The sequence below is a fragment of the Streptomyces sp. NPDC031497 genome, assembly GCF_055580905.1.
Genome location: NZ_JBVIKO010000001.1, coordinates 301,971 through 324,677 on the forward strand (window position 1 = coordinate 301,971; position 22,707 = coordinate 324,677).

Below are 22,707 nucleotides of genomic sequence, written 5' to 3' on the forward strand. Positions count from 1 at the left end.
GTCAGGCCCTGCCGTGGGCGGGTGGGGAGGCCCCGCCCACGGGTGGGTCAGCTCCCCTTGCCGCTGTCGGGGGTGTCCGGATCGCTGTCGGACGTTCCGGACGACGTGGAGCTGGGAGTTCCCGATCCGCCGTTGTCCTTGGACAGCGCTTCGAAGTCGGCCTGGGCCGGCTGCATGGCCTTCGTCAGATCGCTCACGTCGACGAGGGAGGCGTCATGGACCTTGCCGTACTGGCCGGCGATGTCCCTGACGCCCTTGGCGATGTCCGTGAGGCCTTCGGTGAGGTCGTGCAGGACGGCCGACAGTTTCTTCTTCAGCCCGTCGTCCCCGTTGGGTCCGTTCAGGTCCTTCCGGATGACGTTGGCGTCGTAGAAGGCGCCGGCGCGCACGTCGATGCCGTCGAGACGGTCGAGGGCCCTGCGGACCGGGTCGACCAACTGCTCCATGTTGGAGGCGAAGACCTCCATCGGCGCCGTGTCGACCTGGGTCTTGCTGCCGCTCCCGCTGCCGGAGGGCACCGGCGGCGGCTGGAACTTCCCGGCGTCGGGGTTCACGGTGCCGTGACCGGGATCGATGTGGGTCGGCCCGGTGTACGGATCGGGTGTGGTCTTGACCGGAGGCGCGGTGGGCGACCTGTGCCCCGGGTTGGCGGGATCCACGCTCAGTTCCCCCAGATCTGCACGCCCCGGCGCTCTCCGTCGCTGTAGTAGCCGTTGATGTTGCCGAGCGTGGAGGTGGCCTGTCCGGCCAGCCGGGCCATCTCGGCCGCGGCGGCGTCCCACTGCGCCTTGACCTCGGTGTAGACGTTGCGGGCGTCGCTGGTCCACTCGCTCAGCGAGCTCTGGGCCTGGCTCTCCAGGTCGGAGAGGGTCTGGGTGATGCGCTGGGTGATGGCGTTCATCTCACCCACGATGGTGTCCACCTGCGGCATGTCGACGCTGTACGTAGGCATGGTGGTGTGCTCCTTTCCGGGATCCTTGCGGCTCAGATCTTGAAGTTCGGCAGCCCGTTGCCCACGGCGTTGCGAACCGAGGTGGCACTGTCCGTGGTGGTGTTGTGCACGTTGTCGTAGAGGCTGGTGTTCGCCACCAGCTGGTCCAGCATCTTCTGGAGAGCGGTGTTGACCTTGCCGAAGTCGGCCAGCCATTCCTGCATCGCCTGGTGGAAGATGTTCGACGCGTCGCCCTGCCAGCTGCCGAGCAGACCCGAGATCTGCCCGTCCATCTGGCTGTAGGCACCGGTCGTGTGCTCCAGAGCGTCCTGGAAGGCGCCCCGGGCGGTGATCATTCCCTGAATATCGACCTGGGTGGAGGCCATGCCTCCTCCTTTCGGTACGTCGTCGCGGCGAACGCGCACGCGTACGCACCCACCGGCTGATCCGTCTCCCCATCGTGGGCAGGCGCCGCCGGCCGGAGACCGCCGAACCGCGCGGGCTGCCCGGCTGCCTGGAAAATGTGCCTGTCCGTGCCCACGCCTCGGCGGCGGTACCGGTCTACGCGGAAGCGTGGGGGACGGCCGTGGGCCGGGGATCGCGGGCGGTGGGCAGGTGGCCGGCCGCCGCCGTGAGCCGGGGCAGCAGCCGGGCGAGATCTCCCCCGTCGGCCGTCTCGGCGAGCAGCCGGGCCTGGTCGGCGCGGACCCGGCGGGCGGCGCGCCGGTGCAGGTCCTCGCCGCGCGGGGTGAGGTGGAGCAGGACGCGGCGGCGGTCGTGCGGATCGGGGCGGCGGTACACCAGGGTGCCGGCGACCATGCGGTCGACGAGCTTGGTCAGGCTGGGCGCCGGCATCAGCGCGTGCTCGGCGATCTCGGACATCGGATGCCCCTCGCCGTCCCCGACGATCGACAGCACCCGCCACTCCTCGACCGTGCAGTCCTCCTCGGCCAGTACCGCTGCCAGCCGTTGCACGACGCGCCGCTCGGCGTGGCTGAGGAGGTGGGCGAGGTCCGGCGAGGAGGGTACGGACGGCATTGCCGGTGTCCTTCCGGTAGGTCTACTGTGCGCGCAGAATACGAGCCTCCGCGAGGGCGCCGGGGCCCGGGACCGGAATCCGCTCCCCACGCGCGCACGGAGGTGGCCTGATGCACAGGGCGCCGCCGAGCGGCCCCTCGGGTACGCCCCTGGTCGTCGCCCTGGTCGTGCCGTTGCAGGGACCGGCGGGGGTCTTCGGGCCGTCGTGCGAGTCGGCCGCGCGCCTGGCCGTGGAGGAACTCAACGCCACCGGCGGCGTGTTGGGCCGGGAGGTCCAGCTGGTCACGGTGGACGGCGGGGCGCCGCCGCGGCGGGTGGCGGCCGAGGTCGGATCCCTGGTCGCGCCGGGTGCCGTGGACGGGGTGGTGGGCTGGCACACCTCGGCGGTACGGCAGGCGCTGCTGCCCCGGATCGCGGGCCGGGTGCCGTATGTCTACACCGCCCAGTACGAGGGCGGCGAGCGGACTCCCGGTGTCTTCCTGACCGGTGAGACCGATGCCGCCCAACTGCTGCCCGCGATGCGGCTGCTGGCGGGGGCGGCCGGGGTGCGGCGCTGGTGCACGGTGGGCAACGACTACGTCTGGCCCCGGGTGACCGCCCGTACGGTACGGGCGTATGCGCGGGAGTGCGGGGGCCGGGTGCGGGACGAGGTGTTCGTGCCGCTCGGGACGGAGGAGTTCGGGCCGGTGCTGCGCCGGGTCGAGCGGTGCGAGGCGGACGCGGTGCTGATGCTGCTGGTGGGGGCGGACGCGGCCCGCTTCAACCGGGCGTTCGCCGGCTACGGGCTGCACCAGCGGTGTCTCAGGCTGAGCACCCACATGGACGAGAACATCCTGCTGGCCACGGGTGCGGAGGCCACCGACGGGCTGTGGGCGACGGCCGGTTTCTTCGAGACCCTGGCGACCGCCGAGAGCCTCGACTTCAGCGCCCGCCACGCGGCCCGGTTCGGCGCCCACGCACCCGTCGTGGGCAGCCCGGGCGAGTCGTGCTTCGAAGGGGTGCGGCTGCTGGCGGCGCTGGCCGAGCGGGCCCGGTCGCTGGACGTGCGGACGATGTGCGCGGTACGGGACTCGGTGTCGTACGAGGGCCCGCGCGGTGTCGTACGGCTGCACGGCAACCATGTCGCGCAACGGCTGTACCTGGCGCGGGCGGACGCCTTCGACTTCCACATCGTCACCCAGCTCTGAGCCCAACTCCCCCACCACGTCCAATACTTCCCACGGGAAGTATCAAGCTTTGTCTTTTAAAGCAGGTGAAACGTTCGGGAAACAGCGCGCCGCGACTCTTCCGTGCAAACGACCGGGGACGAGAGAGGGCAGAGTCGTGACGGAGATCGTCGGGAAAGAGGCGCCGCCGGCCGTGGCGGACGGCGGGACGGACGGCAAACGGACCTACAACGACTGGGCGAAGAACGACACGCTGGAGGACTACTCGCTGCGCTACGCGCCGAAGTCCTTCCGCCGCTGGACCCCGTACGTGGTGGCCACCACGGCGCTCGGCGGTATCGCCTATCTCGCGGACTTCGCGATCGGCGGCTCGATCGCCATCTCCAACGGGTTCTCCAGCGCGATGGTGGCGATCCTGACCGCGGCGGTGGTCATCTTCCTCACCGGCATCCCGATCTCGTACTACTCGGCCAAGTACTCCATCGACATGGACCTGTTGACCCGGGGCGCGGGCTTCGGCTATCTCGGCTCGACGCTCACCTCGGTCATCTACGCGAGCTTCACCTTCATCTTCTTCGCCCTCGAAGGCTCGATCATGGCGCAGGCCCTGGAGCTGGGCCTGCACATCCCGCTCGCCGTCGGCTATCTGATCTGCTCGGTCATCATCCTGCCGCTGGTCATCTACGGCATGACCGCGCTGTCGAAGATGCAGGTGTGGACGCAGCCGGTGTGGCTGGTGCTGATGGTCGCGCCGTTCGTGTCGATCGCGATCCAGGAGCCCGGCAAGTTCTCGGAGTTCACGCACTTCGCGGGGAACTCGCCCACCGGGTCGAGCATCAGCATGCTCGGGGTGGGCGCGGGTGCCGGTGTGGCGCTGTCGCTGATCGCGCAGATCGGTGAACAGGTGGACTATCTGCGGTTCATGCCGGACAAGACGCCGGAGAACGGCAGGAAGTGGTGGGCGGCCGTGCTCTCCGCCGGTCCGGGCTGGGTGGTGCTCGGCGCGGCCAAGCAGATCGGCGGCGCCTTCCTCGCCTTCTACATCGCCGGCAGCGTGGGCCTGGCGAAGGCCAACGAGCCGATCCAGCAGTACGTGTCCGGTTTCAAGACCTTCGCCGCACCCATCGCGCTGGGCCTGGCCACGTTCTTCGTGATCCTCTCCCAGATAAAGATCAACTCGACGAACGCGTACTCCGGTTCGCTGTCCTGGTCGAACTTCTTCTCCCGGCTGACCCACCGCCACCCCGGGCGCGTCGTCTACATCTTCCTCAACGTCGGTATCGCGCTGGCCCTGATGGAGGGCGGCGTCTTCGGCTTCCTGAACACCGTCCTCGGCTTCTACTCCAACGTGGCGATCGCCTGGATCGGCGCGGTCGTCGCGGACCTGGTCATCAACAAGCCGCTGAAGCTGAGCCCGTCGTACATCGAGTTCAAGCGCGCCCATCTGTACAACTTCAACCCGGTCGGCTTCGGTTCGATGCTGATCGCGTCGGCGGTCTCGATCGCCGCCTACTTCCACGCCTTCGGGGAGTACGGCAAGGCGTACTCGCCGTTCATCGCGCTGTTCCTGGCGATGGTGCTCTCGCCGCTGTTCGCGGTGCTGACCAAAGGGAAGTACTACATCGCCCGCGTCGACGACCTGGCACAGCCGCTGCTGGGCGCGGACGGGCTGCCGTCGGCGGCCGTCCTGACCTGCACGGTGTGCACGACCGAGTTCGAGCGGCCGGACATGGCCAACTGCCCGTTCCACTCGGGGGCGATCTGCTCGCTGTGCTGCAGTCTGGAGAAGGACTGCCACGACTCCTGCAAGAGCGGGCCGGTCGCGCTCGCGATGCCGACGGTACGGTCCGCGGACTGACCGTTCCCGGCCCTACCGCTCCGGCTCGTGCCCTTCGGCGCGGGCCGGAGCTCCTGTGCGCAGGCCGTCCATGAGGAGCCGGATCTGGCGCTCGGCCTGCCCCTTCCAGTCCCCGTCCACGTCCAGGCGCAGCAGGCCGCCCATGGCCCGCACCACGTCACCGGTCTCCATGTCGGACCGGAGCGTCCCGGCGGCGACGCCCGCCGTGAACAGGGTGCCGATCGTGTCGTAGACCTTCGCGTACGACTCCCCGCCGTCGGGTCCGGCGCTGCGCAGCGCCTCGGACATGTGCTGCTTCGTCACCAGCAGGCTCGCCAGCCGGCCCATGAACTCGCGCAGCGCCCGGTCCGGCGGCAGCTCGGCGAGCAGTTCGTCCCCCACGGCGCACAGCTGGTCCACCTCGTGCTCGTAGGCGGCCAGGACGAGGGACTCCCGGGTCGGGAAGTGCCGGTAGAGGGTGCCGATGCCGACCCCGGCCGCCCGGGCGATGCTGTCGAGCGGCGCGTCCTTGCCGGTGCGCGTGAACTCCTCCAAGGCCGCCGCCACGAGCTTCTCCCGGTTGCGGCGGGCGTGGGCGCGCACGGGCCGCGCGGGTCCCTGTCCGTTCATGCGGTACTCCCCTCCAGGCCGGTCACCGTACCCGGCATTCTTGCCACTTGCTTACCGGAGGATCCTCCGTTAGCGTCGTCACTACCGGAGGATCCTCCGGTATCTGTCATCGTACGCACTGCCGACATCGAACGGAGACATGCCGTGGACACGGTTTCTCTCGGTGGCCTCACCACCTCCGCCCAGGGCCTCGGCTGCATGGGCATGAGCGAGGGGTACGGCCCGACCAGCTGGGACGACGCGATCGCCACCGTCCACCGGGCCCTCGACCTGGGCGTCACCCTCATCGACACCGCCGACGCCTACGCCTTCGGACACAACGAGGTGCTGGTGGGCCGGGCCATCGCCGGCCGGCGCGACCAGGTCCAGCTCGCCACGAAGACCGGCATCGACCGCACGGGCAGCGACACGTGGGTGCTGCGCGGTGAGGCCGGCTACATCAAGCGCGCCTGTGACGCCTCCCTGCTGCGGCTGGGCGTCGACCACATCGACCTCTACTACCTGCACCGGCCGCCGCAGACCGCCGAGATCGAGGAGTCCGTCGGCGCCATGGCGGAGCTGGTGAAGGAGGGCAAGATCGGGCACATCGGCCTCTCCGAGGTGAACGGCGAACTGCTGCGGCGCGCCAGTGCCGTCCACCCCGTCGCGGCCGTGCAGAGCGAGTACTCGATCTGGTCCCGCGACCTGGAGACCACCGTCGGGGACGCCCTGCGCGAGCTGGGCGTGGCGCTGGTGGCGTACTCGCCGCTCGGCCGGGGCTTCCTGACCGGCACGGTGGACGTCGGTGCCCTGCCGGCCGGTGACGCCCGCCGACGGCTGCCGCGCTTCCAGACGGCGGACAACCAGGCGATCGCGGACGCCATCAGCGCGCTGGCCCAGGCGCGGGACGTCGCCCCGGCGCAGCTGGCGCTGGCCTGGGTGCACGCGCGCGGTGCGCGGCTCGGTGTGCCCGTGGTGCCGATCCCGGGGACGAAGCGCGTGAAGTGGCTGGAGCAGAACGTGGCCGCCGCGGGCATCGAGCTGACCACCGAGGAGCTCGCCACGCTGGACGGCCTGGCCGCGCAGACGGTGGGCGGCCGCTACTGAGACACCACCGACCTGTGACCGCCGTCACACAACTCGGTTCGAACTTCTCCTTCGCCCCGGCGTCCTGCCGTTGTCACCACGAACCGCCGAACACGGAGAAGCCATGACCACGCCCCTGACCGATCCCCTCACCACCGGAACCCACACCGTCGAGATCGACGGTCTCGTGCAGCGCTACCACGTGCACGGCACCGGGCCGGTGTGCGTCGCGCACTCCGGCGGGCCGGGCATCGCCTGGGAGTACCTGCGGATGCCCGAACTGGAGCGGCATCTCACGGTCGTCTACCCGGAGCCGGTCGGCAGCGGCGGCTCCGACCGCCTGCCCTCCCACCCGCACGGTTACAGCCGGGCCCGCTACAGCCGGTTCCTCGGCGCGCTGATCGAGCACCTCGGCGTCACCGGGGTGCACCTGCTGGGCCACTCGCACGGCGGCTTCGTCGCCCAGTACCACGCCCTGCACCACCCCGAGCGCCTCGCCGGGGTGATCCTCTACGACAGCCTGCCGGTGACCGGCCCCGAGCACCTCGCCGAGACCGTGCGCCAGGTCGAGGCGTTCGCCGCGCGGAACGCCGACCAGCCCGGGCTCCCCGAGGTGCTGGCGGCCTTCCAGGCCATTCCCACCGTCAGCGGCGACAGCGAGCACACCGCGGTCGCCCGGGGGCTGTTCCCCGCGTACTTCGCCGACTACTGGGGCCGGGAGGCGGAGTTCGCCCCCCTCCGGGCGGCCGTGACGTCCACGCACATCTCCGGTCTGGACGAGGACCTCTCCCCGGTCGTCGTCGACGACCGGGCCGACCTCGGCCGGCTCACCGTGCCCTCCCTCGTGCTCGCCGGCCGCCACGACTTCATCTGCGGAGTGCGCTGGGCCGAGGAACTGCACGGGCTGATCCCCGGCTCGGAACTACTGATCCTGGAGAACAGCGGGCACTTCGGCCACATCGAGGAGCCGGAGGCCTTCACCCGGGCGGTGACGGGCTTCGTGACGAGCACCCGCGAGGAAACCCGACCCCTCTAGGCGAGGCGGCTGGACATCATCGCGAGCCGCGCCTCCTCCCACAGGTCGAGGTCGTCGTTGCTCGCGGGCCCGTCGGTGCCCAGGCCCACGGTGACGGACGCGGCGCGCAGGGCGTGCACGGCGGCCGTCCCGGAGGCGAGCTTGGCGTTGGAGCCCGGGCAGTGCGCGACCCCGGCGCCCGATTCGGCGAGCAGCCGCATCAGCGTGCCCGACATCGAGGCCCCGTGGAGCGCCCGCCTGGAGTGGCAGCAGTCGACGGTGTACGGCCTCGCCCTGTGCGCCGGTGGCCGGAAGGTGGTGCAGCGGGAGACCCGGCACATCCGCTCCGACCCCCGGGGGACGTACGAACTCCTGGTCCCGCTCGCCGGCAAGGCCTGGATGGAACAGGGGCCGTCGGCCACGGAGATCCGGCCCGGCAGCATGGTGCTGTGCGACATCGACCGCCCGATGCGGTTCGCGCACGACGCCGACTTCCTGTCGATCGCACAGATCGCGTACTCCTGCGGCTTCGCCAGTCACGCGTCGTTCGCGACCGCGTTCCGATCGGAGTTCGGCATGACACCGAGCACGGCCCGACGGGGGCACCGCCTGAGGCGCGGGGGCGTGCGGCCGGGCGGCACCCCTGAGGCACCGGCGCGGGCGACCGGGCGCGCCTGAGGCACGGGCGCCCGGACGGTGCGGTGGTCAGCCGCGTCCGGGGGGCGGGGCGGCATCGCCCTGCTTCACCTCGACGCACGGCTCTTCCGGTTCGGCGTCCCACAGGCTGGCGGGCAGCAGGGAGAGGTGGGACATGTCGCCGGGCGGGGGCGTCCGCGTAGACCACAGGGGCGCGGGGGTGCCGTCGGCGACCGCGGCCGGGGCGTCGGTGAGGTTCATGCGTTCACGCAGCCGGCCGTAGAAGTCCATCGGTGCGAGCCGGACCACCCGCAGCCGGGCCGGGGCGGCGTACACGCCGATCCAGTCCCCCGGCCCCAGGACGCCCCGCACCTGTCCGTCGACGCTGACCGCGGCCTGCCCCGAGCGCTCCAGGACGCGCAGGCCGACGGCCTCGTCCGGGGCGGTGACGACCGACCTGTTGAACATCATGTGCGGGGCGACCGGCGTGAAGACGAGTGCGTCCGCGCACGGCGAGACGACCGGACCGCCGGCCGCGAAGCTGTAGGCGGTCGAGCCGGTCGGCGTCGCCACCAGCAGCGCGTCGGCGGAGTAGGAGGCGAGCAGCCGCCCGGAGACGTACACGCCGACGGACACCTGGCGGTCCCGGGACAGCTTCTCCAGTACGACGTCGTTGACCGCGGTGATGTGCAGCGGCACACCCCAGTCGGCGTCCTCCTCGCAGTCGGTGCGCACCTCGGGCGCCGGCAGCAGCGGCCCGCGGCCGTAGCGCATCAGCTGCTCCATGTCGGAGGGCACCTCCAGCCGGCGGGAGGCGCGCATGGTCAGCAGCATCCTGCTGTCGACGGTGAACCGGTCCTCGCGGATCGCGTCCAGCGCATCCGTCACCGAGCAGGCCGCCACCTCGGTCAGGAAGCCGACCCGGCCCAGGTCGACGCCGAGGACCAGGGCGTCGTGGTGGGCGGCGAGCCGGGCGCCGCGCAGGAAGGTGCCGTCGCCGCCGAGGGTGACGATCAGGTCGGGATCGCCCGCGGCCGCGACCTCCTCCCCGGAGCTGTGCCGTCCGCCGTCGTGCCAGACGTCGATGTCCGTGCACCGCACGTCGTGCTCCGCCGCCCACGCCCGTACGGTTCGGGCCGCGTCCGCCGCCTCCGCCCGGCCCCCGTGCACCACAAGTCCGAGCCCGTTCACCGTCATCTCCGCCTCCAGGACACCGTGCTCACCGTTGTTCCCACGCTGTCACGGCCGGGCGGATCTCACAGGCCAAGGGAGATGGCCAGGCGGGTGAGCTCGGCCGTGGTGTTGATGTCGAGCTTGGCGCGGATCCGGCGGAGGTAGGCGTCGACGGTGTGCCGGGAGAGCCCCATCTGCCGCGCCGCCTGCAGATATGTACAGCCCGCGGCGATGTGCTTCAGCGTCTCGCGCTCACGCGGGGCCAGCGCGACGGCGGCGGTCTCGGTGTGCTGGGTGACAACGGCGAAGCTCATGAGGATTCCCTTGCCGAATTGACCGATAACGGCGATTTGTCCGTTTACAAAACCCTGACAAGCCGACGTCATGACGCTGTCCGCCGTCCGTCACAGGCGTGTCACAGGAACCCCGGACGAGCGTGACCACGGTGGCCGGGTGGTAGCGGCGGCGGATTGGTGCTCCGTGTCGGCCGGGACCATCCTGGGAGAAGAGCCGGCCAGGCAGGTTCCGCGAAGGATGAGCGGCGATGGAACGACGTCCCACCCCTCCCAGCAACCGGGCGCAGACCTACGCCGTACCGCAGGGGACCTACACCGCCGCGGTCACGGTCGACGAGCGAGGTGCCGTGACCGGCTGGAGCGACGGGGCCAGGCTGCTGCTGGGCTACCCGCCCGCCGAGATCCTGGGGCAGCACGCCGTCCGGCTGCTCGCCGAGCCGGACAGGGACACCTGGCGGGAGGCGGCCGCCGGCCCGCGGTGGAGCGGGACCGCGGCCCTGCGCCACCGTGACGGGCACCGACTGGACCGGGACGTACTCGTACACCGCCGGCCCTCCGGCGACCGGCCGGGCGGCACGGAGTGGCGGGTGGTGTCCGCCGTCACCGGGCCGCCGACGGCCGCCGACGCCGACCGGACCCTCGGGGAATGGGCCTTCGACCAGTCCCCGTGCGTCGCCGCCGTCTTCGACGACGGGCTGCGGCTGGTCCTGGCCAGCGTCGGGATGCAGCGCAGCCTGTCCCTCGCCGAGGGCACGATGCGCGGGCTGCGGCTGACCGACATCGCACCGTACGAGGGCGGCACCGAGGCCGAGGCCGCCATGCGGCGGATCCTGGCCGGCGGCGGTCCCGAGGACGTCCACCTGCGTCCGGACCCGGCCGACCCCGACCACGACTGGCACGGACGACTCGCCCCGCTGACGGACACGGACGGGGAGGTACGGGCGGTGACCCTGACGGCCCACGCCGATCCGTCCGAGCAACTGGTGTGGCGGCGGATGCTGCTGCTGAGCGACGCCGGGGTACGCATCGGCACCAGCTCCGACGTGCAGCGCACCGCGCGGGAGCTGGCCGATGTCGTCGTCCCCACCTTCGCCGACGCCTGCGCCGTGGACCTGCTGGACGCGGCCAGGCCCGGTGCGCCGGCCGCCGACGGCCGCGCGCTGCGACGGGCAGCGGTACGGGCGGCGCCCCAGAGCCCACCGCTCCCCCACCCCTCCGGCGAGGTGCTGCGCTGCCCGCCCTGGTCGCCGTCGGGCCGGTGCCTGGCGGAGGGACGGGGCACGGTGTACGCGAGCGACGACGAGATCGTGACCCGCTGGACGCGAGAGGATCCGCTGGCGGCCGCGTGGATCAGGGAGAGCGGAGCGCACTCGCTGATGGCGGTGCCGCTCCGGGCGGCCGGCACCACGTTCGGGGTGGCCCTGTTCGGGCGGAACCTGCGCAGCGAGCCGTTCGACCCGGAGGATCTGTGGGTGGCCGAGCAGCTGGCGGCCCGCACCGCCACCAGCATCAACGGCGCCGAACGCATCCAGCGCCAGCACACCACCACGATGACCCTCCAGCGCAGCCTGCTTCCGCAGACCCTGCCCCAGCAGGCGGCGCTGGACATCGCCACCCGCTATCTGCCCTCGGTCGGCCAGGCCGGGGTGGGCGGCGACTGGTTCGACGTGATCCCGCTGTCCGGGACCCGGGTCGCGCTCGTCGTGGGCGACGTGGTCGGGCACGGCATGCGGGCCGCCGCCACCATGGGCCGGGTCCGCACCGCCGTCCGCACCCTGGCCGACGTCGACCTGCCGCCCGACGAACTCCTCAGCCACCTGGACGACCTGGTCGTCCATCTCTCCGCCGAGGAGGCCGGCGCCGACAACGCCGAGGAGACCGCCGGCGGCGTCGGCACGACCTGCCTGTACGGCGTGTACGACCCGGTCACCCGCCGGTTCACCGTCGCCCGGGCCGGACACCCGCCGCCCGCCGTGGTCACCTCGGGCGCGGTCCACTTCCTCGACGTGCCGCCCGGACCCCCACTGGGACTGGGCGGGCTGCCCTTCGAGTCCTTCGAGACGGAACTGCCCGAGGGCAGCCTGATCGCCCTCTACACCGACGGTCTGCTCGAACCCCGCGACCATGACATCGACGAGGCCCTCGACAAGATGTTCGACGCGCTCGCCCGCCCCGCGCAGAACCTGGACACCGTCTGCGACCGGGTCCTGACGACCATGCTCACCCACCGCCCCGACGACGACATCGCCCTGCTCGTGGCCCGCACCCGGGCCCTGCACTCCGACCGGGTCGCCACCTGGGAACTGCCCTTCGACCTCGCCGCCGTCTCCGACGCCCGCAAACAGGCCACCGACCAGCTGATCGCCTGGCGGCTGGAGGAGGCCGCGTTCATCACCGAGCTGATCGTCAGCGAGATGGTCACCAACGCGTTCCGGTACGGCCGGCCGCCCGTCCGGCTCCGGCTCATCCACGACGACCACACCCTCACCTGCGAGGTCTTCGACTCCAGCAACACGGCCCCACACATGAGGCGGGCCCACACCTACGACGAGGGCGGCCGCGGCCTGCTCCTCGTCGGCCAGCTCACCCAACGCTGGGGGACCCGCCACGCCACCACCGGCAAGACCGTCTGGGCGGAACAGTTCCTCACGGAGGACTGAGGGCTCGGGCGGACCGGGGAGGCTAGGGCCTGTCTGACAATTCCCGTCTGCCTCACGACGCCATGCACGCACTCTCGCCGCACCGGGCGCAGACCCAAGTACGGCCAGTACGAGGGCCTACGCCCGGCACGCCGAGAGCACGCACCTGACGCCGCGAGGCCGCCCTCCGGGCGACGACGGGAATTGTCAGACAGGCCCTAGGGGCCGAACATCGGGCGGGCCCAGGTGGGCGGGCCGGGGGCGGGCGGGCCGGGGGTGGGTCCGGTGTCCCGGCGGACGGTCGGGGTCCGGTCCGTGGGGCGGTCCGACGACGCCGGTTCTCCCGGTACGACGCCGTACGCGGCGAGCCGCAGCGCGCCCACGAACTCCAGGCAGGAGCCGAAACGGTCCTCGGGGACCTTGGCCAGCGCCTTGGCGAACACCTCGTCCAGCCCCGGGGGGAGCCCGGACCGCACCTCGCTCAGCGCGGGCGGCCGGTCGTACTGGTGCGCCCACAGCAGCGCGATGTCCTCGTCCCGGACGAACGGCGGACCGCCGGCGAGCATCTCGAAGACCACACAGGCCAGACTGTAGAGGTCGCACCGGCCGTCCACCGGGCGGCCCGAGATCTGCTCCGGCGCCACGTAGTCGAGCGTGCCGACGAACTCGCCGACCGTCGTGAACCCCGTCAGCGACAGCGACTTCTTGGTGAGCCCGAAATCCGTGAGATAGACGTGCTCCGGGTGGTCGCTGTCGGTGCCGCGCGCCACCAGCACGTTGCCGGGCTTCACATCGCGGTGCACCAGGTCATGCTCGTGGGCCGCGTCGAGCGCCGAGGCGATCTGGGCGGCGATCCGCAGCGCCGTATCCACCGGCAGCACGCCCTCCTTGTCCAGCAGCGCGCGCAGATCCGGACCGGACACGTAGCGCATCGCGATGTACAGCACGCCGTCCGTCTCGCCGGCCTCGAAGATCGGCACGATGTGGGGGTGGTCGAGGGCGGCCGCCACCCGCGACTCGTAAGTGAAGCGGCGGCGGAAGGTGTCGTTGCGGGCCATCTCCGGGGCGAGCAGCTTCAGGGCGACGGTGCGGTCCAGGCGCAGGTCCGTCGCACGGTAGACGACGGCCATGCCGCCCCGCCCGATCTCGCCCTCGACCTCGTAGCCCGCGATGCGTGTCGCCATGACATGTCCACCCCGTAGCGTGTCAAACCTTCCCAAATCCTATCCAGCGTGGCGGCGTCCCGCCTGGGCGGCGGGCGCACGCGAAAGAGCGGTGGGTGAAGGTCTTGCGGCCTTCACCCACCGCCCAGCCACACACCTCAGCCGACGAGAGCCGCCGGGTCGGCACCGGCACCCTGGTCACCACCGTCAGGAGCACCACCCTGATCGGCCCCGCCACCCTGATCCGTGCCACCGCCCTGGCCAGCACCGCTGCCCTGGTCCACACCACCCTGATCGGCAGGCTGGTCAGCCCCACCCTGGTCGGCGGGCTGGTCAGCCCCACCATCATCGACAGGAGCACCGCCCTGGTCCGTGCCGCCCTGGTCTGTGTTGCCCTGGTCTGTGTTGCCCTGGTCGGCAGGCTGGTCGGCGGAGCCACCCTGGTCGGTACCACCGTCGTCAGCCGGAGCACCACCCTGATCCGTACCGCCCTGCTGGCCGGTACCACCCTGCTGATCCGTACCGCCCTGCTGGCCGGTACCACCCTGCTGATCCGTACCGCCCTGCGGGTCAGTCCCGCCCTGATCGGTACCACCCTGCTGATCGGCCCCACCCTGATCGGTGCCGTGGTCGGTCCCCTGATCGGTGCCGTGATCGGTCCCCTGGTCCGTTCCCTGATCGGTGCCGTGATCGGTGCCGTGATCGGTCCCCTGATCGGTGCCGTGATCGGTCCCCTGATCCGTCCCGTGATCCGTCCCCTGATCGGTGCCGTGGTCGGTCCCCTCATCCGGGCCCTTCTCATGGGTCCCCGTCGTGTCCGTGTCGTCCGGGCCCTTGGCCGGGGGCTGGCCGTGTTCGGGGTTCTTGCCCTTGTCGTCCGGGTGTTCCTTGTCGTGCTTCTCCACCCACTCGGGCTTCTTCCAGTTGTCGCTGTTCCAGTGGTCCCAGTGCTTCTCGTGCTTGTTGTGCTCCCAGTAGTTGTACTGACGATACGAGTCCCAGTAGTAGTACTTGTGGTGCTTGTGCACGACGTAGTAGCAGTCGTGGTGGTGGTCCCAGTAGTACTTGTGGTGGTTCTTGACCACGTAATAGCAATCGCGGTCCCAGTCCCAGTAATACCGGTGCGAGTCGACGAGGTAGTAGTAGCAGTGGTATTTCGCGTCCCAGTGGTACTTCTTGCCGTTGGACCAGCACGAGTACACGCGGCCCTGAGTATGGCGCGCCGGCGGCTTCTTGCCGCAGTTCTTCTTGAGCTCCTTGGACAGGTGGGCCCCGTTCACCGGCGCCTTCGGCATCGGTGCCGCCGTCGCCACCGCGGCCGGCAGGACCACCCCACCGGCGACCGCCACCGCGGAGGCCAGGACGGCCGCCGCGCCCAGACGGCGCTTGGGACGGGCATTCCCGCTGCTGGCGTTGCGCATTTCGCGGATCATTTCCTTCTCCTCCTGAAAGCGAATCGGGCTCGTGCTTCCAGTAGGCCCGCGGCGCGCGGCAGGGTCACGTTCCGACAGCTCGGGACTTGACAGGCGGAAATTCAGCGCCTAAAGGGCGGCCGCCTGCCAGCCGGTCCAGTGCGAGACGGTCACGAATACGACCGGACCGCTCGGCGGGCGTTCCCGGTACTGCGGGTATTTCTCGCGCAGTGGCTCGATGAGCGCCGCGTCTGCGGGAATCACCCGTGCGTCTCCGTCCGCCCGGACCCACCACAAGTGGTCCCAGTCCTCGTCGTACTCGTCCACGAGCAGGCTCACGGACGGCTGTGCGGCGATGTTGCGCAGCCGCTGGAGCCGGGGTGTGGTCTTGGGCTTGTGGTCCACGGCGGTGACGATCCCGTCGGCGCCGTGCCGCGCAAAGACGACCGGCACCAGATGCGGGCGGCCGGACCCGTCGACGGTGGCGAGCCGCGCCACCCGTGCCGCGGCGAACCGCCGCCGCGCCTCGCCCTCGGCCAGTTCCGGCACGGTGTCCCCTCCCCCGTCAGGCGCCGCGCAGCGCGTCCAGCACGTCGGCGTCCGTCAGCTGTGCGAAGTCGTCGTACCACTGGCCGACCGCGCTGAACACGGCCGGCCGGTACGGGCAGACGACGAGGTCGGCCTCGGCGGCGAGCGCGTCGAGGGAGTCGGGCGCCCCGACGGGGACGGCCAGCACGGTCCGGGCAGGGCCTCGGCCGCGCACGTGGCGCAGGGCGGCGCGTGCGGTGGAGCCGGTGGCCAGGCCGTCGTCGACGACGATCACGGTACGGCCGCGCAGCTCGGGCGCCGGCCGGCCCTGCCGGTAGCGGCGCTCGCGGCGGCGCAGCTCCTGCCGCTCCCGTTCCACCACGGGGGCCAGGGAGTCCTCGCTCAGGCCCAGGTGGGCCAGGGTCGCCCGGTCGAGGAGCGGCGGGTCGTCCCCGGCGATCGCGCCGATGCCGAACTCCTCGTGGTGCGGGGCCCCGATCTTGCGTACGACGAGCACGTCGAGCGGGGCCGCCAGTTCGCGCGCGACCTCCACGGCGACGGCCGCGCCGCCCCGCGGCAGCGCCAGCACGATCGGGTCCGGCAGGCCGTCCTCGTCGCTCAACTTCCGCAGTACGGCGGCGAGTTCGCGACCGGCCTGGGCGCGGTCCCGGTAGCGCACGGCTCGTCCTCTCCGGTCGGGGTCGGCCCCCTTCTTCCATGCTCACACCGGAAGGTGTCGAGGGCCGAGTCCACCAGGAGAATCCGTACACGCATTCTATAAACTGTGTGTATAGTCCCGGCATGCCACTGTGGAGCAAGCTTCCGACCAAGAAGAGGGAAAGACGCGCCTACCGGTTCCGGTCGTCCCCCGGCTTTCGGGTACCGGCGCTCACCGCCGCCGCCGCCGTCTCGCTCGCCCTGACCCTGTCGGGCTGCGCGCAGGTCGACACGACCTCGCCCGCCGACGCCCGCGGTCACGCCGTACGGACGAGCCAGGCCGGGTTCGGGACCGTCGACTGCCGTGAGGCCAAGTGCGTCGCGCTCACCTTCGACGCGGGGCCCAGCGAGAACTCGGCCCGGCTGCTCGACATCCTCAAGGAGAAGCACGTCCCGGCGACCTTCTTCCTGCTGGGCAAGCGGCACATCGAGAAGTACCCGGAGCTGGTCCGGCGGATGGCCGCGGAGGGCCACGAGGTCGCCAGCCACACCTGGGACCACAAGATCCTCACGGAGATCTCCGACCGGCAGATACGCGAGGAGCTCACCCGGACCGACGACGCGATCGAGCGGATCACCGGGCGCGAGCCCACGCTGATGCGGCCGCCCCAGGGCCGTACCGACGCGGACGTGCACCGGATCTGCCGTGAGCTGGGGCTGTCCGAGGTGCTGTGGAGCGTGACCGCCAAGGACTACCTGACCACCGACTCGGCGCTGATCGAGAAGCGGGTGCTGGACCAGGTGTCCCGGGACGGGATCATCCTGCTGCACGACATATACCGGGGCACCGTGCCCGCCGTACCCGGGATCATCGACGCGCTCAAGGAGCGCGGGTACGTCTTCGTGACCGTCCCGCAACTGCTGGCACCCGGCAGGGCCGAACCCGGAAAGGTGTACCGGCCCTAGGTCCTGGAGCTGCCACCGGACCAGGTGCGGTCGGCCGGCCCGCGCCGATCAACTCCGCATCCCTGAGCCGGAGTTGCGTACAGGCCGACCGAGCGCCGGGGCGGGCGTGGATCGCGTCGCCGAGGGTGCGGCGGCGACCGGCCGGCCGGCCGACGGGGATGCCGAACGTGCCGGGGCGGGGGCGGCGCGTGGCGCCGTCCGCCCCCGGCGGGGTCCGGTCAGAAGACGACCCACCAGCCTTCGCGGGCCGCCTGCTCGGCCGTGTAGGACACCCCGTGCACCTTGAGGCCGGCGGTGTCGAGGAGGGTGATCTCGCCGCCGTGGTTGCCGAGTCGGGCGCCGCCGGACAGCGGCACGGCGAGGGCGGCACCGGCGGCGAGGGGGCCGGGCGGGACCGGGGAGGCCTGGCCGATGCGGTCGAGCAGGCGCCAGCCGGTGAGGTCGACCGGGGCGGGCGAGGCGTTGAGGAGGGTGACGGTCTCCGCCTCGGGCGCGGGACCGGTCGGGTTGACCAGCGCGGCGACGATCCGGACCGGCTGGTCGCCGGGGGCCGGACGGGAGGTGTCGACGCCGTCGAGGGCGTGGCCGGTGACGTCGTCGGTGTGCCAGGCCTGGTTCTGGAAGGCGAGGAAGATCCCGACCCACCGCTCCTCGCCCTGGTCGTCACCGGGGAGGCGGATCAGCAGCCCGCCGTCCTGCCACACCCCGTCGTCGCTGCTGAAGCGGCCGCTGTTGCCCTGGTTCATATGGATGTCGTGGACGCCGTTGCCGGGCAGGAAGCCGAAGATCTTGTCCTTGACGCCGGTCTCGGGCCCCCAGCGCTCGCCGAAGAGGTAGAGCCGGGCGCGGGGGTCGTCGACGGCCCGGCGTACGTAGTGGTCGAGCAGGTCGGCCAGGTCGTTGTCGGGACCGGAGCGGTCGGCCGGCAGGACGCGCATCTTCGCCGGGTCGAAGAGGTTGCCGCGCACGAAGTCGAGGTTGGGTCCGCCGGGCCCGGGCGGCAGCGTGTTCCAGCCGCTCGTCAGGTCCTCCAGGCGGGCGGTGAGGGGGTGCTTGAAGTCGTCGTCGACGAGATAGAGCAGTTCGGCGGGCTTCTGCTGCGAGAGGACGTTGACGGCGGCCCGGTACTGGATGCCGGTGTCGTCGGTGAGGTGGATCTGGTAGTGCGGGCTGTCGCCGGCGCCCTCGCGCCGGACGTCGACGGCCCGGGTGATCAGTACGCCATAGGTCTTCAACGGCATGTCGGCCAACTCCCCGTGAAGGCAGGCGGTTTGCCCGCCCATGGCGGGAATCGTACGGGCCCGGGGCCGGTTCCGGTCCGCCTTGGACGTTTCTGTCGGTCCTGTGAACAGACGGTGCGCGACCCGCGGAGCCTGGCCGATTCCCTACGATCGTTCCGTGGTCACCTTCCTTCTCCAACGCACGGCCCCGCTGCCGATCGACGAGGCGTGGCGCCGGCTCACGGAGTGGTCCGCGCACGCCGACGCGGTCCCGCTGACCCGCGTCACCGTGCTCACCGAACCGCCGACCCACGAGGGCACGGTCTTCGTGGCCCGTTCCGGGCTCGGGCCGCTGTCCTTCGAGGACCCCATGGAGGTGACCGTCTGGGAGCCTCCCGAGGACGGCGGCTCCGGTCGGTGCCGCCTGGTCAAGCGCGGCCGGGTGGTGCTCGGCTGGGCCGAACTGGAGGTGCGCCCCGGGCCCGGCGGCCGCACCCGGGTGATCTGGCACGAGGAGCTGCGGGTACGGGGTCTGCCGTCGGCCTTCGACCCACTGCTGGACCGGGCGGCCCGGGCGGTGTTCGGGCGGGCGGTCAACGCGCTGCTCAGGAAACCGTAGGCGCCGCCCCGCCCGTCTCCCCTTGGCAGATCCCGGCCGCACGATGGACAGTGGCCCTCCGGTGCCGAACGGTCACCGTGGGTCGATGCGGCCGGGAGGCTCGGAGGTGGCGTTCTTCTCGCCCGGGGAAACGAAGCTGTTGCGGGAGGCCGGGCACCCGCACGGGTGGGTGCGCGGCGAGGTGCTGATGCGGGAGGGCGAGGAGGCCGACTCCGTCGTCCTGCTGACGGCCGGTCTGGTGAAGGCGACGGTCGACTCGGCCAACGGCTACACCAGCCTGCTCGCCCTGCGCGGCCCCGGTGAACTCCTCGGCGAGCTCGCCTGCGTCGACGGCGGCCCGCGGGGCGCGACCGTCACCGCGATGCGCCGCTCGGAGGGCGTGGTGGTCACCGCCGACGCCTTCCTGAGGCTTCTGGAGCGGGACCCGGGACTGTGTCTGTCCGTACTGCGCAGTGTCGTGGGCCGGTTGCGGGACTCCGACGGGCTGCGCGCCGAACAGGGTGCCCGCACCACCCGCGCCCGGGTCGCCGGGCTGCTGGTGAAGCTCGCCGTGCAGTACGGCTCGGCCGCGCCGGAGACCCTGCCGGGTGCCGTCTCCGTCCAGGTCAACCAGCGGGAGCTGGCCGCCGCCACCGGGGCGTCCAGGGAGTCGGTGGTGCGCTGTCTGCGGGCGATGCAGCAGGAGGGCCTGGTGGCCACCCGGCGGGGCCGCACCGTCGTCCTCGACCTGGCGGGGTTACGGCGCTGGGCGGAGGAGTGAGCCGCCCCGCTCGGGCCACGGGAGCAGGAGAGAGCAGGAGAGGCTTGCACCGCGAACGCATCAGAACGGAACTCCCCGCGCCGAATGCGTCATTTGACGCTGTACGACACCCGTGAAGGCGCTTCCATCATCCCCTGGCGCCCGGACCGGTACGGCGATCGGGGGAACGGACCGGGCGCTCCGCTCCCTGCGGGGTGGCCCGGCCCCGGGGGGAGTCAGGCCACCGACCCGATCCGCCGCGTCCGCGTCGATGCCGTGTCGTGGTGGATCGGGGTGTGGGCACCGGTCAGGGGGAGTCCGCTGCCGCCGCGGCGGTTGGCGACGATCTCGGCCGCGATCGACAGGGCGGTCTCCTCGGGCGTACGGGCGCCGAGGTCCAGGCCGATCGGGGACCTGAGGCGGGCCAGCTCCAGTTCGGTGACGCCGACCTCGCGCAGCCGCTGGTTGCGGTCCAGGTGGGTGCGGCGGGAGCCCATCGCGCCGACGTACGCCACCGGCAGGCGCAGCGCGAGCCGGAGCAGCGGGATGTCGAACTTGGCGTCATGGGTGAGGACGCACAGGACGGTACGGCCGTCCACCTGCGTCCGCTCCAGGTACTCGTGCGGCCACTCGACGACGATCTCGTCGGCCTCCGGGAAGCGGGCCTCGGTGGCGAAGACGGGCCGCGCGTCGCACACCGTCACGTGGTAGCCGAGGAACTTGCCGACACGGACCAGCGCCGACGCGAAGTCGATCGCCCCGAAGACGATCATCCGGGGCGCCGGGACCGAGGACTCGACCAGCACGGTGAGCGGCGCTCCGCAGCGAGAGCCCTGCTCCCCGATCTCCAGGGTGCCGGTGCGGCCCGCGTCCAGGAAGGCCCGGGCCTCGGCGGCCAGCGTGCGGTCCAGCTCGGGGTGGGCGCCGAAACCGCCCCGGTAGCCGCCGTCGGCGTCCACCAGGAGGGCGCGGCCCAACAGCTCCGGTGGCCCGGTGACGATCCGCGCGACGGCCGTCGCCTCCCCCCGCGCGGCGGCGGCCAGCGTGGCCTCGACCACCGGCCGGGCGGGGTCGTCCGCCCGTACCGGGGTGACGAGGATGTCGATGACGCCGCCACAGGTCAGGCCGACGGCGAAGGCGTCCTCGTCGCTGTAGCCGAAGCGCTCCAGGACGGTGTCGCCGTCCTCCAGCGCCTGCCGGCACAGCTCGTACACGGCGCCCTCCACACACCCGCCGGAGACCGAGCCCACGGCGGTGCCGTCGGCGTCCACCGCGAGGGCGGCGCCAGGCTGGCGCGGGGCGCTGCCGCCGACCGCCACCACCGTGGCCACGGCGAAGTCACGGCCGTCCGCGACCCACCGGTTCAGCTCCTCGGCGATGTCCAGCATCTCTCGGTCTCCTTACACAACGGCGGTTGGTGCAGAGGGTCTTGGCGAGGCGGGCTAGCGCACGCCGAGCCAGCTCTCTATGGGATTGAGGGCGAAATAGACCAGGAAGATCACTGTCAGGCCCCACATGAATGCCCCGATTTCCCGGGCCTTGCCCTGAGCTGCCTTGATGGCGGTGTAGGAGATGACGCCGGCGGCCACACCGGTGGTGATGGTGTAGGTGAAGGGCATCAGCACGACCGTCAGGAACACCGGGATGGCGGTGGCCCGGTCGGCCCAGTCCACGTGCCGGGCGTTCATCAGCATCATCGCCCCGATGACCACCAGGGCGGCCGAGGCGACCTCCTGCGGGACGATCGCGGTGAGCGGGGTGAAGAAGAGACACGCCGCGAAGAACAGGCCGGTGACCACCGAGGCGAGTCCGGTGCGGGCGCCCTCGCCGACGCCGGTCGCCGACTCGATGAACACGGTCTGCCCGGAGCCGCCGGCGACGCCTCCGATCGCGCCGCCCGCTCCGTCGATGAACAGCGCCTTGGACAGGCCCGGCATCCGGCCCTTGTCGTCGGCGAGCTTGGCCTCCGTGCCGACGCCGATGATGGTGGCCATCGCGTCGAAGAACCCGGCGAGTACCAGGGTGAAGACGATCATCGCGACCGTCATCGCGCCGACCTTGCCCCAGCCGCCGAACTCGACGTGCCCGAAGAGCGAGAAGTCCGGCATGGAGACGGCGGAGCCGTGCAGTGCGGGGGCGGCGCCGCCCGCCCACTCCTTGGGGTCGATGACCCCGAGGCCGTTGAGCACGGCCGCCACCACCGTGCCGCTGACGATGCCGATCAGGATGGCGCCGGAGACGTTCCGGGCCTGGAGCATGAAGATCAGCAGCAGGGTGCCGGCGAAGAGCAGCACCGGCCAGCCGGTGAGTTCGCCCGCGGGGCCGAGGGTGAGCGGGGTCGCCTTGCCCTGGTGCACGAAGCCGGACTTGTAGAGACCGATGAGGGCGATGAACAGGCCGATGCCCATGGTGATGCCGTGCTTGAGCGCGAGCGGGATCGCGTTCATGATCATCTCGCGGAGGCCGGTGACGACCAGGAGCATGATCACCACGCCGTACAGCACGCACATGCCCATCGCCTGCGGCCAGGTCATCTGCGGGGCGACCTGCGAGGACAGCACGCCGGAGACGGAGAGGCCGGCGGCCAGCGCGAGCGGCACCTTGCCGACGAAGCCCATCAGCAGCGTGGTGAAGGCGGCGGCGAAGGCGGTCGCGGTGATCAGCGCCTTCTGGCCGAGGGTGTCCCCGGCCGCGTCCTTGCCGGACAGGATCAAGGGGTTGAGCAGGAGGATGTACGCCATCGCCATGAAGGTGGTGACGCCGCCGCGCACTTCACGCGCGACGGTGGACCCCCGCAGGGAGATGTGGAAGTACCGGTCGAGCCAGGACCGTCCGGCCGGGACGCGGGTTCCCTCACCCGCGTCTTCGGCGACGGTCTTCGGCTCGAGTGACTGCTGGGTCATATGGGCCTACTCCCAAGGTTCAAAGGGGCACCCGCTGCTTGCCTTCGGCGGACGGCGGGATTTGGGGAGGTGCC

The 22,707-nt window shown here is 71.5% G+C and carries 24 protein-coding genes; 10 read left to right on the forward strand and 14 right to left on the reverse strand.

Annotation, left to right across the window (positions count from 1 at the left end; translation table 11 throughout):
* Positions 1 to 47: 47 nt before the first annotated feature.
* The 4 genes from ACZ5K7_RS01350 to ACZ5K7_RS01365 all read right to left on the reverse strand — a co-directional run bounded on the left by ACZ5K7_RS01350 (position 48) and on the right by ACZ5K7_RS01365 (position 1,969).
* The gene (locus tag ACZ5K7_RS01350; protein WP_351697582.1) at positions 48 to 659 is read right to left on the reverse strand and encodes a hypothetical protein; all 612 of its coding nucleotides are present in this window, start codon (positions 657 to 659) and stop codon (positions 48 to 50) included.
* Positions 660 to 661: 2 nt separating this feature from the next.
* A complete protein-coding gene (locus ACZ5K7_RS01355; protein ID WP_351697579.1) occupies positions 662 to 952 on the reverse strand; it encodes a WXG100 family type VII secretion target in 291 nt (96 codons plus the stop codon).
* A 32-nt stretch (positions 953 to 984) separates the two neighbouring features.
* Positions 985 to 1,317, reverse strand: a complete 333-nt coding sequence (locus tag ACZ5K7_RS01360; protein WP_351697576.1) for a WXG100 family type VII secretion target — start codon at positions 1,315 to 1,317, stop codon at positions 985 to 987.
* A 175-nt stretch (positions 1,318 to 1,492) separates the two neighbouring features.
* Positions 1,493 to 1,969: a MarR family winged helix-turn-helix transcriptional regulator gene (locus ACZ5K7_RS01365; protein WP_351697573.1), complete on the reverse strand. Its 477-nt coding sequence runs from the start codon at positions 1,967 to 1,969 to the stop codon at positions 1,493 to 1,495.
* Between the two features lie 110 nt (positions 1,970 to 2,079).
* Between ACZ5K7_RS01365 and ACZ5K7_RS01370 the strand changes: the two genes are divergently transcribed.
* Both ACZ5K7_RS01370 and ACZ5K7_RS01375 read left to right on the forward strand, forming a co-directional pair.
* A complete protein-coding gene (locus ACZ5K7_RS01370) occupies positions 2,080 to 3,156 on the forward strand; it encodes a substrate-binding domain-containing protein (RefSeq protein ID WP_468909138.1) in 1,077 nt (358 codons plus the stop codon).
* Between the two features lie 136 nt (positions 3,157 to 3,292).
* Complete coding sequence (locus ACZ5K7_RS01375; protein WP_351697567.1) at positions 3,293 to 4,993, forward strand: purine-cytosine permease family protein; 1,701 nt, start codon at positions 3,293 to 3,295, stop codon at positions 4,991 to 4,993.
* A gap of 12 nt (positions 4,994 to 5,005) precedes the next feature.
* Here ACZ5K7_RS01375 and ACZ5K7_RS01380 read toward each other — a convergent pair whose 3' ends face one another.
* Positions 5,006 to 5,602, reverse strand: coding sequence for a TetR/AcrR family transcriptional regulator (locus ACZ5K7_RS01380; protein ID WP_351697564.1), 597 nt, complete (start codon positions 5,600 to 5,602; stop codon positions 5,006 to 5,008).
* Positions 5,603 to 5,800: 198 nt separating this feature from the next.
* Here ACZ5K7_RS01380 and ACZ5K7_RS01385 point away from each other — a divergent pair, with 198 nt between their 5' ends.
* Positions 5,801 to 6,688, forward strand: a complete 888-nt coding sequence (locus ACZ5K7_RS01385) for an aldo/keto reductase (protein WP_468909843.1) — start codon at positions 5,801 to 5,803, stop codon at positions 6,686 to 6,688.
* 103 nt (positions 6,689 to 6,791) lie between these two features.
* On the forward strand, positions 6,792 to 7,703 hold the full coding sequence (locus tag ACZ5K7_RS01390) for an alpha/beta fold hydrolase (RefSeq protein ID WP_351697558.1): 912 nt from the start codon (positions 6,792 to 6,794) through the stop codon (positions 7,701 to 7,703).
* On the opposite strand, the gene ACZ5K7_RS01395 is transcribed toward ACZ5K7_RS01390, so the two are convergent.
* On the reverse strand, positions 7,700 to 7,918 hold the full coding sequence (locus ACZ5K7_RS01395) for an amidohydrolase family protein (protein WP_468909143.1): 219 nt from the start codon (positions 7,916 to 7,918) through the stop codon (positions 7,700 to 7,702). The two genes, ACZ5K7_RS01390 and ACZ5K7_RS01395, sit on opposite strands and share 4 nt — an antisense overlap.
* On the opposite strand from ACZ5K7_RS01395, the gene ACZ5K7_RS01400 reads away from it, so the two are divergent.
* A complete protein-coding gene (locus ACZ5K7_RS01400) occupies positions 7,908 to 8,360 on the forward strand; it encodes a helix-turn-helix domain-containing protein (RefSeq protein WP_468909146.1) in 453 nt (150 codons plus the stop codon). The two genes, ACZ5K7_RS01395 and ACZ5K7_RS01400, sit on opposite strands and share 11 nt — an antisense overlap.
* Positions 8,361 to 8,387: 27 nt before the next feature.
* Here the strand turns inward: ACZ5K7_RS01400 and ACZ5K7_RS01405 are convergent, their stop codons facing one another.
* Together ACZ5K7_RS01405 and ACZ5K7_RS01410 are read right to left on the reverse strand one after the other, a co-directional pair.
* Positions 8,388 to 9,515, reverse strand: coding sequence for an NAD(+)/NADH kinase (locus tag ACZ5K7_RS01405; protein WP_351697549.1), 1,128 nt, complete (start codon positions 9,513 to 9,515; stop codon positions 8,388 to 8,390).
* Between the two features lie 59 nt (positions 9,516 to 9,574).
* Positions 9,575 to 9,805, reverse strand: a complete 231-nt coding sequence (locus ACZ5K7_RS01410; RefSeq protein WP_351697546.1) for a response regulator transcription factor — start codon at positions 9,803 to 9,805, stop codon at positions 9,575 to 9,577.
* Between the two features lie 230 nt (positions 9,806 to 10,035).
* Between ACZ5K7_RS01410 and ACZ5K7_RS01415 the strand changes: the two genes are divergently transcribed.
* Positions 10,036 to 12,447 (forward strand): SpoIIE family protein phosphatase, encoded by a 2,412-nt coding sequence (locus tag ACZ5K7_RS01415; protein ID WP_351697543.1) that lies wholly within the window; start codon positions 10,036 to 10,038, stop codon positions 12,445 to 12,447.
* Positions 12,448 to 12,644: 197 nt separating this feature from the next.
* Here ACZ5K7_RS01415 and ACZ5K7_RS01420 read toward each other — a convergent pair whose 3' ends face one another.
* Complete coding sequence (locus ACZ5K7_RS01420) at positions 12,645 to 13,610, reverse strand: serine/threonine-protein kinase (protein ID WP_468909151.1); 966 nt, start codon at positions 13,608 to 13,610, stop codon at positions 12,645 to 12,647.
* A 629-nt stretch (positions 13,611 to 14,239) separates the two neighbouring features.
* Here ACZ5K7_RS01420 and ACZ5K7_RS01425 point away from each other — a divergent pair.
* Positions 14,240 to 15,112 carry a hypothetical protein gene (locus ACZ5K7_RS01425; RefSeq protein ID WP_468909845.1) on the forward strand — a complete coding sequence of 291 codons (873 nt, stop codon included), beginning with the start codon at positions 14,240 to 14,242 and terminating at the stop codon, positions 15,110 to 15,112.
* A gap of 18 nt (positions 15,113 to 15,130) precedes the next feature.
* Here the strand turns inward: ACZ5K7_RS01425 and ACZ5K7_RS01430 are convergent, their stop codons facing one another.
* Positions 15,131 to 15,550, reverse strand: coding sequence for a TIGR03668 family PPOX class F420-dependent oxidoreductase (locus ACZ5K7_RS01430; RefSeq protein WP_468909153.1), 420 nt, complete (start codon positions 15,548 to 15,550; stop codon positions 15,131 to 15,133).
* Between the two features lie 16 nt (positions 15,551 to 15,566).
* Positions 15,567 to 16,208: a phosphoribosyltransferase gene (locus tag ACZ5K7_RS01435; protein WP_468909156.1), complete on the reverse strand. Its 642-nt coding sequence runs from the start codon at positions 16,206 to 16,208 to the stop codon at positions 15,567 to 15,569.
* A 122-nt stretch (positions 16,209 to 16,330) separates the two neighbouring features.
* On the opposite strand from ACZ5K7_RS01435, the gene ACZ5K7_RS01440 reads away from it, so the two are divergent.
* Positions 16,331 to 17,152, forward strand: a complete 822-nt coding sequence (locus ACZ5K7_RS01440) for a polysaccharide deacetylase family protein (protein ID WP_468909160.1) — start codon at positions 16,331 to 16,333, stop codon at positions 17,150 to 17,152.
* 218 nt (positions 17,153 to 17,370) lie between these two features.
* Here ACZ5K7_RS01440 and ACZ5K7_RS01445 read toward each other — a convergent pair whose 3' ends face one another.
* Complete coding sequence (locus ACZ5K7_RS01445; RefSeq protein WP_351698162.1) at positions 17,371 to 18,393, reverse strand: DUF2278 family protein; 1,023 nt, start codon at positions 18,391 to 18,393, stop codon at positions 17,371 to 17,373.
* A 157-nt stretch (positions 18,394 to 18,550) separates the two neighbouring features.
* Between ACZ5K7_RS01445 and ACZ5K7_RS01450 the strand changes: the two genes are divergently transcribed.
* The gene (locus ACZ5K7_RS01450) at positions 18,551 to 18,991 is read left to right on the forward strand and encodes an SRPBCC family protein (protein ID WP_468909163.1); all 441 of its coding nucleotides are present in this window, start codon (positions 18,551 to 18,553) and stop codon (positions 18,989 to 18,991) included.
* A gap of 85 nt (positions 18,992 to 19,076) precedes the next feature.
* Positions 19,077 to 19,751 (forward strand): Crp/Fnr family transcriptional regulator, encoded by a 675-nt coding sequence (locus tag ACZ5K7_RS01455; RefSeq protein ID WP_351697523.1) that lies wholly within the window; start codon positions 19,077 to 19,079, stop codon positions 19,749 to 19,751.
* 215 nt (positions 19,752 to 19,966) lie between these two features.
* On the opposite strand, the gene ACZ5K7_RS01460 is transcribed toward ACZ5K7_RS01455, so the two are convergent.
* Entirely contained in the window at positions 19,967 to 21,118 is a 1,152-nt protein-coding gene (locus ACZ5K7_RS01460) for an XdhC family protein (protein WP_468909166.1), read from the reverse strand.
* 54 nt (positions 21,119 to 21,172) lie between these two features.
* Entirely contained in the window at positions 21,173 to 22,633 is a 1,461-nt protein-coding gene (locus ACZ5K7_RS01465) for an NCS2 family permease (RefSeq protein WP_450972135.1), read from the reverse strand.
* Positions 22,634 to 22,707 lie beyond the last annotated feature (74 nt).